The sequence below is a fragment of the Pseudomonas sp. CF161 genome (genome assembly GCF_000416215.1).
Lineage (GTDB): Bacteria > Pseudomonadota > Gammaproteobacteria > Pseudomonadales > Pseudomonadaceae > Aquipseudomonas.
Genome location: NZ_ATLP01000074.1, coordinates 28,355 through 40,734 on the forward strand (window position 1 = coordinate 28,355; position 12,380 = coordinate 40,734).

The 12,380-nt window shown below is 61.1% G+C and carries 9 protein-coding genes; 4 read left to right on the forward strand and 5 right to left on the reverse strand.

Going from position 1 to position 12,380, the window contains the following annotated elements; genetic code table 11:
- Positions 1-13 precede the first annotated feature (13 nt).
- The 4 genes from CF161_RS13270 to CF161_RS13285 form a co-directional block, all read right to left on the reverse strand.
- The gene (locus CF161_RS13270) at positions 14-1,417 is read right to left on the reverse strand and encodes an OprD family porin (RefSeq protein ID WP_020297099.1); all 1,404 of its coding nucleotides are present in this window, start codon (positions 1,415-1,417) and stop codon (positions 14-16) included.
- A gap of 162 nt (positions 1,418-1,579) precedes the next feature.
- The gene (locus CF161_RS13275; protein ID WP_020297100.1) at positions 1,580-3,181 is read right to left on the reverse strand and encodes an ABC transporter substrate-binding protein; all 1,602 of its coding nucleotides are present in this window, start codon (positions 3,179-3,181) and stop codon (positions 1,580-1,582) included.
- A gap of 304 nt (positions 3,182-3,485) precedes the next feature.
- Entirely contained in the window at positions 3,486-5,111 is a 1,626-nt protein-coding gene (locus CF161_RS13280) for an ABC transporter substrate-binding protein (protein ID WP_020297101.1), read from the reverse strand.
- Between the two features lie 259 nt (positions 5,112-5,370).
- Positions 5,371-6,972, reverse strand: coding sequence for an ABC transporter substrate-binding protein (locus tag CF161_RS13285; protein WP_020297102.1), 1,602 nt, complete (start codon positions 6,970-6,972; stop codon positions 5,371-5,373).
- Between the two features lie 208 nt (positions 6,973-7,180).
- Between CF161_RS13285 and CF161_RS32830 the strand changes: the two genes are divergently transcribed.
- Positions 7,181-7,672, forward strand: coding sequence for a hypothetical protein (locus CF161_RS32830; protein WP_156882683.1), 492 nt, complete (start codon positions 7,181-7,183; stop codon positions 7,670-7,672).
- A 66-nt stretch (positions 7,673-7,738) separates the two neighbouring features.
- Here CF161_RS32830 and CF161_RS13295 read toward each other — a convergent pair whose 3' ends face one another.
- On the reverse strand, positions 7,739-8,455 hold the full coding sequence (locus tag CF161_RS13295) for an SIMPL domain-containing protein (protein WP_020297104.1): 717 nt from the start codon (positions 8,453-8,455) through the stop codon (positions 7,739-7,741).
- Positions 8,456-8,695: 240 nt separating this feature from the next.
- Here CF161_RS13295 and CF161_RS13300 point away from each other — a divergent pair, with 240 nt between their 5' ends.
- The 3 genes from CF161_RS13300 to CF161_RS13310 all read left to right on the forward strand — a co-directional run bounded on the left by CF161_RS13300 (position 8,696) and on the right by CF161_RS13310 (position 12,336).
- On the forward strand, positions 8,696-9,958 hold the full coding sequence (locus CF161_RS13300; protein WP_020297105.1) for an ATP-binding protein: 1,263 nt from the start codon (positions 8,696-8,698) through the stop codon (positions 9,956-9,958).
- Complete coding sequence (locus CF161_RS13305; RefSeq protein WP_020297106.1) at positions 9,951-10,511, forward strand: response regulator transcription factor; 561 nt, start codon at positions 9,951-9,953, stop codon at positions 10,509-10,511. The genes CF161_RS13300 and CF161_RS13305 overlap by 8 nt, the downstream gene beginning before the upstream one ends.
- A gap of 97 nt (positions 10,512-10,608) precedes the next feature.
- A complete protein-coding gene (locus tag CF161_RS13310) occupies positions 10,609-12,336 on the forward strand; it encodes an ABC transporter ATP-binding protein/permease (RefSeq protein WP_020297107.1) in 1,728 nt (575 codons plus the stop codon).
- Positions 12,337-12,380: the final 44 nt, after the last annotated feature.

Below are 12,380 nucleotides of genomic sequence, written 5' to 3' on the forward strand. Positions count from 1 at the left end.
TCCGACTGGCGGCCTAGAGAATGTTGAACGGAATGGTGGTCACCAGGCGGAACTCGTTGAGGTTGCCGTCCGGTTGTTCGGAACTGGCGCGGTGCGTGGTGTAGGTCGCGCGGATCGCGGTGGCCTTGAGCGGGCCGCTCTGCACCGCATACGAAGCGCCGATGCTGTACTCCTGGTGCTTCTCGCCGTCCATCAGGCGCAGGTCGCTGCGCGATTTACCCGATGTGCCGTAGCCGATGCCGGTGTACTTGTAGTTCGTACCGTCGATACCCCAGCCACGAGCGCTGTAGACGTTGAACTTGAGGCCCGGAACGCCGTATTGGGCCAGGTCGAGGCCATAGGCGATCTGGAACGATTTCTCGTTCGGGGCGTTGAAGTCCGACAGCAGGGAGTTGGCCAGGTAGATGCCGTTGGTGTCGTGCAGGTAGTCGAAGTATTCGTCGCCGTTCACTTCCTGATAGGAGAACGTCAGGGTATGGGCCTGGTGGGTCAGCCCCAGGGACAGGCTGTAGGTGTCGTTGTCGATGCCGCCGATCTTGGCTTTGCCGCTGTCGGTGGTCTTGTAGTAGTTGAGGCCGGTGGTCAGGCTCAATACCGAGCTGTCACCCAGTTGGTGGGTGGCGCCGAAGTAGTACTGGTTCCAGAAGTCTTCGACGTGGCTGCCGTAGAGGCTGGTCTTCAGGCTTTTGGTGGGTTGGTAGTTGAGGCCGGCAATGTTGACGTGGTCGGTCTCTGCCCGTTGCTGATACTCGGAGACGAACTTGGTCACGCTCTGCTCGGAGCGTGGCGAGACGCGGTCGTAGGTGCCGAGGTCGAACGACAGGTTGTTGAATTCTTCGCTGTGCAGGCTCACCCCCTGGAAGCTGGAGGGCAGTGGCCGGTTGCCGATGACGTCGACCACTGGCGTGCTGACGTTCTGGCGTCCGGCGGTCAGGGTGGTGTTGGAAATCCGTGCCTTGACGTTGGCCAGGCCGAGCTTGCTCCACTGGCCCACCGCGTCGCCGTCGGCATGGGTCAGGGTGCGGTTGTTCGGGCCGGCGATGTCCTTGCGGTCACGGTCCAGGGCAATTGCGTTGTAGACCGCGACTTCGGTGCTGAAACCGACGGTGCCCTGGGTAAAGCCCGAGCTGTAGTTGAGGATGGTGCCCTGGACCCAGTTGATGCGGCGCGCGGTCGGGGTCGCCAGGTTGTTGTGGTTGTAGGAGAAGCGATCGTCGCGGCGGCGCAATTCGTTGGCGTACCAGTTGCGGGTGGTGCCCGAAAGGCTCTGCCCTTCGACGAATCCTTTGCTTTCGGCCTGGGCGCTGGTGTCGCTGAGCGTGGTCGGCACGAAGCGCTGGCTGACGGTTTCGGCCTGGGCCACAGCGCTGACGCTGCTGATAGCCAGGGCCAGTAATGCAATCTTGCTTGGTTTCATCGGTGAGGCTCCTTTGCTTTTTATGTGCCGGTCCTTCAGTGATCCGGCTATCGGTTTGGAACTCATTCAGGTCATCGCAAACGTTTGCATTAGCCGCGTTAGCCGAATTCAGGCAACAGGCCTGCATGAGGGCGTAAACGCCCCCAGGCTTTGGGTTTTCAGTTATTGGTCGAGGCTGACGCCCGAGAACACGTTACGGCCGAAGGGGCTGACCTTGAACCCTTCGACTTTGGCACTCAACGGCTGGTTGACCGTCGAGTGGGCGACAGGCGTGATCGGCACCTGCTGCTTGAGCAACTGCTGGGCCTGTTTGTAGAGCACGGTGCGTTGCTCGCGGTCGGTGATCAGCTTGGCCTGCTTGATCAGCGTGTCGTAGGCCGGGTCGCACCACATGGAGTAGTTGTTGCCACCAATGGCGTCGCAGCTGTAGAGGGTGCCGAGCCAGTTGTCCGGGTCACCGTTGTCGCCGGTCCAGCCAATCAGGCTGATGTCATGCTCGCCGTTCTTGGTGCGCTTGATGTACTCGCCCCATTCGTAGCTGACGATCTTCACCTTGAGCCCGATCTGCGCCCAGTCGGCCTGGAGCATCTCGGCCATCAGCTTGGCGTTGGGGTTGTAGGGACGCTGCACGGGCATGGCCCAGAGAGTGATTTCAGTGCCTTCCTTGACCCCGGCGGCCTTGAGCAGTTCGCGGGCTTTTTCCGGATTGTAGGCAGCATCCTTGATGCTCTCGTCGTAGGACCACTGGGTCGGCGGCATGCCATTGACCGCCAGCTGCCCCGCGCCCTGGTACACCGCGTTGAGGATGCTGGCCTTGTTCACCGCCATGTCCAGCGCCTGGCGCACTTCGAGCTGGTCAAACGGTTTGTGGCGTACGTTGTAGGCGATGTAGCCGAGGTTGAACCCGGGCTTTTCGATCAATCGCAGTTTCGGGTCCTGCTTGAGCGCGGCCACATCGGCGGGGCGCGGGTGCAGGGTGACCTGGCACTCGCCGGCCTTGAGCTTCTGCACCCGCACCGAGGCGTCGGTGTTGATGGCGAAGATCAGGTTGTCGAGCTTGACCCGGCTCGGGTCCCAGTAGTGTTTGTTACCGGCGTAGCGGATCTGCGAGTCTTTCTGGTAGCGCTGGAACACGAAGGGCCCGGTGCCGATCGGCTTCTGGTTGATCTCGTTGGGCTTGCCGGTCTTGAGCAGGTGCTCGGCGTATTCGGCGGAGAGGATTGCGGCAAAGCTCATGGCGATGTTCTGGATGAACGCGGCGTCCACCGAGTTCAGGGTCATGACCACGGTCAGCGGCCCGGTCTTCTCGACCTTGGCGATGTTCTTGTTCAGGCTCATCCCGTCGAAGTAGGGAAACTCGGTGGGGTAGGCCTTGCGGAACGGGTGCTCGCTATCGAGCATGCGGTTGAAGGTGAACAGCACGTCGTCGGCATTGAAGGTGCGGCTGGGTGTGAAGTACGGGGTGGTGTGGAACTTCACCCCTTCACGCAGGTGAAAGGTGTAGGTCAGGCCGTCCGGGGAAATATCCCAGCGCGTGGCCAGGCCGGGCACCACGGTGGTGGCGCCTTTTTCAAACTCCACCAGCCGGTTGTACAGCGGTTCGGCGGCATCGTTGTCGGTGGCGGTGGTGTACTGCGCGGTATCGAAGCCTGCCGGGCTGCCTTCGGAGCAGAACACCAGGCTGTTGCCGGCGGCCAGGCTGAGGCTATTGGCGGCCAGCAGGCTGGTGCCGAGCAGTGCCGATAAAACCAGGGTATGACGCATGACGGTGCCTCTCCTTTTTATGTGTGTGATCAATGCGCAATAGCTCCTTCCTGGAACCTGGACGCGTCATTGATATTCAACCATCGCTTGCAGCAAATGCCGGCTCACGGATACAGATTCACCCAGCCTTGACGGTAGAGGTCATCGGCGAAACCGTAAATGCGCGGGAGCCTTAACGTCTCGTAGGAAACCGCTGAAAATCCCGCAGCCTGCTGCCTGAAGAGCGCAGCGATTCCGGAGATGGCAGGTGACCCGGTGACGTGGCAGGGCAGGCGGCGACGTCATTGAACGTCGCCGCCGGGCCTTATTTGCTGATGCTGACACCGTAGAAGGAGTTCAAGCCGAACGGGCTGATCTTGAAGTCCTGCACGGAGTTGCGCATGGGTTGAAACACCGTCGAGTGTGCGATAGGTGTCATTGGAACCTGGTCTTTGATGATGTGTTGCGCCTGCTTGTACAGCTCGGTGCGCTTGGCCACATCCGGCGTGGCCTTGGCTTGCTTGATCAGTGCGTCATAGGGCTTGTCGCACCACTTGGAGAAGTTGTTGCCGTTCATCGCGTCACAGCCGAACAGGGTGCCGAGCCAGTTGTCCGGGTCACCGTTGTCGCCGCTCCAGCCGATGATCATCGCCTGCTGCTCGCCGCCTTTGGAGCGCTTGATGTACTCGCCCCACTCGTAGCTGACGATGTTCACTTTAAGACCGATCTTGCCCCAGTCGGACTGCAGCATTTCCGCCATCAGCTTGGCGTTCGGGTTGTAGGGACGCTGTACCGGCATGGCCCACAGGGTGATCTGGGTGCCTTCCTTGATCCCGGCTTCCTTGAGCAGTTGCTTGGCCTTCTCGGGGTCGTACTGGGCGTCCTTGATGGTGGTGTCATAGGACCATTGGGTCGGCGGCATGGCGTTGACCGCCAACTGGCCGGCGCCCTGGTAGACCGAGTCGATGATCTGGGCTTTGTTCACCGAAATGTCCATGGCCTGGCGCACCTTGAGGTTGGCCAGCGGATTGGGTTCGGTGCCGCCCTTGAGCACCGGCATCACGTTGTAGGCCACGTAGCCGAGGTTGAAGCCTGCCTGCTCCGGCATCTTCAGGTCTTTGTCTTCCTTGAGCGCCTTGAGGTCGGCCGGACGCGGGGAGAGGGTGACCTGGCATTCGTTTTTCTTCAGCTTCTGGACTCGCACCGACGGGTCGGTGGTGATGGCGAAGATCAGGTTGTCGATCTTCACGTCTTCAGGCTTCCAGTAGTCCTTGTTGCCGGTGTAACGGATGTTGGAGTCTTTCTGGTAGCTCTTGAACACGAACGGCCCGGTGCCGATCGGCTTCTGGTTGAGGTCGCTGGCCTTGCCTTCCTTTAGCAGCTTGTCGGCGTATTCGGCGGACTGCACCGAGGCGAAGCTCATGGCGATGTTCTGGATAAAGGCAGCGTCGACACTCTTGAGGTGGAACTTGACGGTCTTGTCGTCGATCTTCTCGACCTGGGTGATGTTGGTGTCCATCCCCATGTCGGTGAAGTAAGGGAATTCGGTGGGGTAGGCCTTACGGAACGGCATGTCCTTGTCGATCATGCGGTTGAAGGTGAAGAGCACGTCGTCGGCGTTGAAGGTACGGGTCGGGGTGAAGTACGGCGTGGTGTGGAATTTGACCCCTTCGCGCAGATGGAAGGTGTAGGTCAGGCCGTCGTCGGAGATATCCCAACTGGTGGCGAGGCCAGGAACGACGGCGGTGCCGCCACGTTCGAACTGGCTGAGGCGGTTGTAGATGGTTTCTGCCGAGGCATCGAAGTCGGTTCCGGTGGTGTACTGGCCAGGGTCGAAACCGGCCGGGCTCCCTTCAGAGCAGAACACCAGGTTAGTGGCCGCGTGGGCGAAGGGTGCGCTGGCAAGCAAGCCTGCGCCGACTAAAAACGGAATGACCGCGTGTTTAAGCATGGTGGCCTCATGATTTGTTGTCATTTTTGGTTAGAGGACGACCTCGTGAGTCGACCTGCCGATACTTATGCAGGCCTCGTACCCAATGCAAGATGCAGAACTGCCGCAGGTCTTAAACAATGGAACGAACGTACATGAATGTCGCATATGTATAAAATTTGACGAATTTGATCGTTTGCGCAGGCAATTTTTGCTGTTTTTACGGCCAAAACAGCACAACCGGGGCGTCTGACGCACCCGGTTGGTTCACGCTCGAGGGTTACTTGTTCAGGCTGACACCGTAGAACGGCGTGAGGCCGAACGGGCTGATCTTGAAGTCCTGCACTTCCTTGCGCAGCGGCTGGAACACCGTGGAGTTGGCGATCGGAGTGATCGGTACTTGCTGTTTGAGGATCAGCTGCGCCTGCTGGTAGAGCTTGATGCGCTCGTCGCGATCGCTGCTCAGCTTGGCCTTTTGCACCAACTGGTCGTAGGCCGGGTCGCACCATTTGGCGTAGTTGCTGCCTTTGACCGCCCCGCAGCTGTAGAGCACGCCGAGCCAGTTGTCCGGGTCGCCGTTGTCGCCGGTCCAGCCGTAGATCATCACGTCATGCTCGCCGTTCTTGGCGCGTTTGATGTACTCGCCCCATTCATAGCTGACGATATTGGCCTTGATCCCGACCTTGGCCCAATCCTCCTGGATCATCTGTGCCGACATCCGCGCATTGGGGTTGGACGCCCGCTGCACGGTCATGGCCCACAGATTGAGGGTGCTGCCCGGTGCCACCCCGGCTTCCTTGAGCAGGGCGCGGGCCTTGGCCGGATCGTGAGGCGCGTCCTTGATGGTCGGGTCGAATGACCATTGCGCCGGTGGCAGGGCGTTCTGCGCCAGTTGCCCGGCGCTCTGGTACACCGCCTTGATGATGGCCGGCTTGTCGATGGCCATGTCCAGGGCCTGGCGCACCTTGAGCTGGTCCAGCGGTGGATGGGTCACGTTGTAGGCGAGAAACCCGAGGTTGAAGCCGGGCTGCTGGAGCACCCGCAGGTTGGGGGCTTTTTCCATCACTTCGATATCGGCCGGGCGCGGGTAACCGCTGACCTGGCATTCACCGGCCTTGAGCTTCTGCAAACGTACCGCCGCGTCGGGGGTGATCGAGAAGATCAGGTTGTCGAGCTTCACATCCTCGGGTTTCCAGTAGGCGGTGTTGCCGGTGAAGCGAATCTGCGAATCCTTCTGATAGCGCTTGAACACAAATGGCCCGGTGCCGATCGGTTTCTGGTTGAGCTCGGCGGCCTTGCCCTGCTTGAGCAACTGCGCGGCGTATTCGGCGGACTGGATCGAGGCAAAACTCATGGCCAGGTTTTGCACAAAGGCGGCGTCGACGTTGTTCAGGCTGAAGCGCACGCTGTGCTCGTCGACCTTGTCGATGCTCTTGATCGTGGTGTTCAGGCCCATGTCGGTGAAGTACGGCGACTCCGAGGGGTAGGCCTTGCGGAACGGGTTTTCAGGGTCGAGCAGGCGCTGGAAGGTAAACAGCACGTCGTCGGCGTTGAAGTCGCGGCTGGGAGTGAAGTAGTCAGTGCTGTGGAATTTCACCCCTTCGCGCAGGTGGAAGGTGTAGCTCAGGCCGTCCTTGGACACCTCCCAGGACGTGGCCAGGCCCGGCTCGACCTCGGTTGCGCCGCGCTTGAACTGGGTCAGGCGGTTGAACACGGTCTCGGCCGAGGCGTCGAAGTCGGTGCCGCTGGTGTATTGGCTCGGGTCAAAGCCGGCCGGGCTGGCTTCTGAGCAATAGACCAGGGTCGAGGCGGCCTGGGCCAGGGGCGCACAGGCCAGCAGGCTGGCGGCGAGCAGCAGCGGTTTAAAGGCAATCGTGTCCATGAAGTCCCCTAGTGATGACCGGGCCAGAGCGGCCCGGGCGAAAAAGGCAGGCGTGAGATTACCGCTGCCGGGTTGAATCAGAAACAGCAGGTTGGTTAGCAGCTCATAACCAAAACCACCGCATCGTTATTCCAGACTAAGCCTAGTAAAGTTGCGCGTTCCCAGGGAGCAAGGGGGAAAAGGGCAGCTGGAAGCTGCCAGGTTATGGATGGACCGGTTTGCTGATCAGGGCCCGGGGCAGGCATTTTTCGTCATAGGGACAGGGGCAGGCAGGATCATGGGTGTTAGAGGGTGGATGGTGGCTGGGTGCCTGCTGCTGGCAGGTTGCAGTGAAGAGAAGTCGCCGCCGGTTGCGTGGTTTCTTGAGGACTCTTCTCGCATATACAGCACGCTTCGGGCGTGCGACTCGGTCAGGAGCAAACCGCATTACAGCTGGTGCAGCAACGCCAATATGGCCGCCATGACGCTGCAAAGGCGGTTTGAGGAAAAAGAGCGGCAGGAGCGTCTGGAACGCCTCAACCAGGCACCGTACCGGGTGAAACTGATTTATTGGTACGGGCTGAATCCCGACGCCTTGAGCGCGGTGCTCGAGGTGTGCCGCAACGCGATGGAGCGTCAGATGCTGGAATCTGATTTCGGCATGGCCTGCATCATGGCCAACCAGGCACGGCTCAGCCATATCATGGGCAAGCTGCAGTAAACCGCCCGAGCCGCAGGCGGTTCGTGTGGTGAGCCGGACCCGCCAGGCGGCAGGTCCGGCAACCGCTTATTGCATCAAGACTTCAATCGAGCCATCGGCGGTCATGCTGACCTGGCTGGTGCCGGCCTCGACTTCCGGGGTCACCGGTGCCGAATCCATGCTGGCCGCTTTCATCATCATCGGTGCGCGCATGTACGGCTGTGGATAACCGTTGCTGTTGAGGTTCAGGTTGACGATTTTGTAGCCCTTGCCGCCCAGGGCATCGGTGGCCAGTTGGGCGCGGGCCTTGAAGGCGTTGACCGCGTCCTTGAGCAGGGCGTCTTCGCTGGTCTTGCGGGTCGGGTCGGCGATGGCGAAGTCCATGCCGGCCATTTTCAGGTCGCCGAGCATCTCGCCGGTGAGCTTGGACAGGGCGGCGAAGTCCGCGCTTTCCAGGCGCAGTTCGGCGCGCTCGCGCCAGCCGGTGATTTTCTGGCCCTTGGTGTCATAGATCGGGTAGCTGTTGCGGCTGCCCTGGCGCAGGGTGATGTCCTTGACCTGGCGAGCCTGGCCCAGGGCCTTGTTCATGGTGGTGGTGATCTGCGCCGCCAGCTTGGCTGGATCGGTATCCTGGGCTTCGCTGTACAGGGTGACGATCATCAGGTCGCGCGCCACCTCCTGGCTGACTTCGGCGCGCAGGGCGATCTGGTTGTAATGCAGCTCATCGGCGGCCAGCGCCGGCAGGCTGGCGATGGAGCCGATGCTGAGGGCGAGAAGGGCGGCGCTGCGACGGAATGTGTGCATGAAAACTCCTTGAGTACGGTCCACAGGTGACGGTCCCGTTCCTGCGTGAAACCATCAGACAGTGTTGGGCAGCGGCAAGTTTCAAGCGCCAGGCTGCCAGTTGGGAACCCATAGGCTTGTAGCTTAAAACTCGGCGCTTGCCACTGCTTTTCTGTGACGCTTTGCCGCAGTTTTGCCTGCGGGGCGTGCTGCTTGGTTATACTCGTCGCGATCCGCCTGGAGCGCTCATCAGGAGAGCTCATGCTCGCCCCCGTACAATTGCTTTCCGCCACTCGCCAGAACCTCTGGCGCCTGACCTTTATCCGCACCCTGGTCCTGGCTGCCCAGGCCGGTTCGGTAGGGCTTGCCTACTGGTTTGACCTGCTGCCGCTGCCCTGGCTGCAACTGGCGGTGACCCTCGGTTTTTCGATGATCCTCTGCGCCTTCACGGCGATTCGCCTGCGTACTTCGTGGCCGGTCACTGAGCTGGAGTACGCGGTGCAGCTGGCCTGCGACCTGTTTATCCACAGTGCGCTGCTGTACTTCTCGGGGGGGTCGACCAACCCTTTCGTCTCCTATTACCTGGTGCCGCTGACCATCGCCGCCGTGACCCTGCCATGGCGTTACTCGGTGATTCTCTCCGGCATCGCGCTGACCATGTACACCCTGCTGCTGGCGCAGTTCTACCCGTTGCAGACCTTCCCCATCGCCCGGGAAAACCTGCAGATCTACGGCATGTGGCTGAGTTTTGCCCTGGCCGCGGCGGTGATCACCTTTTTCGCCGCGCGCATGGCCGAAGAGTTGCGCCGCCAGGAAGAACTGCGGGCGATCCGTCGTGAAGAGGGCCTGCGGGACCAGCAATTGCTGGCCGTGGCCACCCAGGCGGCCGGTGCCGCCCATGAGTTGGGTACGCCGTTGGCGACCATGAGCGTGTTGCTCAAGGAAATGCGCCAGGACCATCCCGACCCGCTGTTGCAGGACGATCTGAGCGTGCTCCAGGACCAGGTCAAGCTGTGCAAGGAAACCCTGCAGCAACTGGTGCGCGCCGCCGAAGCCAATCGGCGCCTGGCGGTGGAGATGCAGGAAGTCACCCAGTGGCTGGATGAAGCCTTGAATCGCTGGCACCTGATGCGCCCCGAAGCCAGTTATCGCTTCCTGCTGCTGGGCCAGGGACCGGTGCCGCGCCTGGCGCCGCCGCCGGACCTGACCCAGGCCCTGCTCAATCTGCTGAACAATGCCGCCGATGCCTGTCCCGAAGGGCTGGAAGTCCGCCTGGACTGGGACGAGGAAAACCTGACCATCAGTATTCGTGACCACGGTCCCGGCGTACCCTTGGCCATCGCCGAGCAGATCGGCAAGCCGTTTTTTACCACCAAGGGCAAAGGTTTCGGCCTGGGCCTGTTTTTGAGCAAGGCCAGCGTGACCCGCGCCGGTGGCTCAGTGAAACTCTACAGTCATGAGGAAGGTGGCACGCTTACCGAGCTGCGCCTGCCCCGTGTCGCCCGAGGAGACCAAGATGAGTGACGAACCCCAAGTCGAAGGCGAAGAGCTGCCGCATCTATTGCTGGTGGACGACGACGCTACTTTTACCCGCGTAATGGCTCGCGCCATGAGCCGTCGCGGTTTTCGCGTCAGCACCGCAGGCTCCGCCGAAGAAGGCCTGACCATCGCCCAGCAGGACTTGCCGGACTATGCCGCGCTGGACCTGAAAATGGACGGCGACTCCGGCCTGGTGCTGCTGCCCAAGCTGCTTGAGCTGGATCCGGAAATGCGCGTGCTGATCCTGACCGGCTATTCGAGCATCGCCACTGCTGTCGAGGCGATCAAGCGCGGTGCCTGCAATTACCTGTGCAAGCCGGCGGATGCCGACGATGTGCTGGCCGCGCTGCTCTCCGAACACGCCGACCTGGACACCCTGGTGCCGGAAAACCCGATGTCGGTGGACCGCCTGCAGTGGGAGCACATCCAGCGTGTGCTGACCGAGCATGAAGGCAACATCTCCGCCACTGCCCGCGCCCTGGGCATGCATCGGCGCACCTTGCAGCGCAAGTTGCAGAAGCGCCCGGTACGCCGCTGAACCGCGCCTGAACGAATGTCCGCGAGGCATCGTGAAAAAGCCAGCCGATCAACTATGATCGGCTCAGAGCTTGCCCCTTCCCTACCGAGCCACAACGATGAATCAGAACGCTGAATATTCCGCGGTCAACGATACTGTGCGCGGGCAGTTTTTCCGACGGGTCTGGGCGATGGTCACGCCATACTGGCGCAGCGAGGAGAAGGGCAAGGCCTGGCTGCTGCTGATGGCAGTGATCGCCCTGTCGCTGTTCAGCGTGGCGATCTCGGTGTGGATCAACAGTTGGTACAAGGATTTCTACAACGCCTTGCAGAAGAAGGACGAAGCGGCGTTCTGGCACCTGATCTTGTATTTCTGCGGGATTGCCGCCGTGGCGATTCTCGGTGCGGTGTATCGGCTCTACCTGACCCAGATGCTGACCATTCGCTGGCGGGCCTGGCTCACCGAGAAGCACTTCGCCCGCTGGCTCGGCAATAAAAACTACTACCAGCTGGAGCAGGGCGGTTACACCGACAACCCGGACCAGCGGATTTCCGAAGACCTCAACAGCTTCACCAGCAACACCTTGAGCCTTGGCCTGGGGCTGATCCGCACGGTGGTCAGCCTGGTGTCGTTTTCCATCATCCTCTGGGGCGTCTCGGGCAGTATCGAGGTCTACGGCTACACCATTCCCGGCTATATGTTCTGGTGCGCGCTGGTGTACGCCGCCGTCGGCAGTTGGCTGACGCACCTGATCGGTCGACGCCTGATCGGCCTCAACAACAATCAACAACGGTTTGAAGCCGACCTGCGTTTCTCCATGGTCCGGGTTCGGGAAAACGCCGAGAGCATTGCCCTGTACAACGGCGAGAGCAATGAGAACCGGCGCCTGAGCGCACGCTTCGGCATGGTCTGGCACAACTTCTGGGACATCATGAAGGTCTCCAAGCGCCTGACCTTTTTCACCGCCGGCTATGGCCAGATCGCCGTCATCTTCCCGTTTATCGTCGCTGCCCCGCGTTACTTCGCCGGGAAGATCGAGCTGGGTGAGCTGATGCAAATCAACTCGGCGTTCGGCAATGTGCAGGAGAACTTCAGCTGGTTCATTTCCGCGTATTCCGACCTGGCCGCGTGGCGCGCGACCTGTGATCGTCTGTTGAGCTTCCGCCAGGCCATGAGCGAAAACGAAGAGCGCACCCCGGCCATCGATGTGCAGAACGAAGGCGGCGAGCTGAAGGTGCATGACCTTGGGCTGGACCTGGCAGATGGCCGCAACCTGCTGCACGGGGCCGAAATGAGCGTTGCCCCCGGCGAGCGCCTGATGCTCAGCGGTCGTTCCGGGAGTGGCAAAAGCACGTTGTTGCGGGCCATGGGGCGCCTGTGGCCTGCGGGTCACGGCAGTATTCGCATGCCGGACCAGCGTTATCTGTTTTTACCGCAAAAACCCTACTTGCCCATTGGCAGCTTGCGTGAAGCCTTGAGTTATCCACAGTCGGGCGACACCTACCCTCACGAACGCTACGTGCAAGTGCTGGAAACCTGCCGCCTGCCGCACCTGGTATCACGCCTGGACGAAAGCAATCACTGGCAGCGCATGTTGTCTCCCGGCGAGCAGCAGCGCCTGGCCTTTGCCCGCGCATTACTTTATGCGCCGACCTGGCTGTACATGGACGAAGCCACCTCCGCCATGGACGAGGAGGACGAGGCGACGCTCTACCAGACGCTGATCGATCAACTGCCAGGCTTGAGCATTGTCAGCGTTGGTCACCGCAGCAGCCTCAAGCGCTTCCATCCTCGGCACATCCGGATCGAGCATGGACAACTGATCGAACAGCCGATGCTGGCCTAGCGTCGCCTGTGCCGGTCGGCACCCAGGTGCTGGCCGGCGTGCTT

Bases quoted from the DNA above. Each gene is read 5' to 3' on its own strand.
- CF161_RS13270 (WP_020297099.1), bottom strand. From the start codon at position 1,417: ATGAAACCAAGCAAGATTGCATTACTGGCCCTGGCTATCAGCAGCGTC.
- CF161_RS13275 (WP_020297100.1), bottom strand. From the start codon at position 3,181: ATGCGTCATACCCTGGTTTTATCGGCACTGCTCGGCACCAGCCTGCTG.
- CF161_RS13280 (WP_020297101.1), bottom strand. From the start codon at position 5,111: ATGCTTAAACACGCGGTCATTCCGTTTTTAGTCGGCGCAGGCTTGCTT.
- CF161_RS13285 (WP_020297102.1), bottom strand. From the start codon at position 6,972: ATGGACACGATTGCCTTTAAACCGCTGCTGCTCGCCGCCAGCCTGCTG.
- CF161_RS32830 (WP_156882683.1), top strand. From the start codon at position 7,181: ATGGACCGGTTTGCTGATCAGGGCCCGGGGCAGGCATTTTTCGTCATA.
- CF161_RS13295 (WP_020297104.1), bottom strand. From the start codon at position 8,455: ATGCACACATTCCGTCGCAGCGCCGCCCTTCTCGCCCTCAGCATCGGC.
- CF161_RS13300 (WP_020297105.1), top strand. From the start codon at position 8,696: ATGCTCGCCCCCGTACAATTGCTTTCCGCCACTCGCCAGAACCTCTGG.
- CF161_RS13305 (WP_020297106.1), top strand. From the start codon at position 9,951: ATGAGTGACGAACCCCAAGTCGAAGGCGAAGAGCTGCCGCATCTATTG.
- CF161_RS13310 (WP_020297107.1), top strand. From the start codon at position 10,609: ATGAATCAGAACGCTGAATATTCCGCGGTCAACGATACTGTGCGCGGG.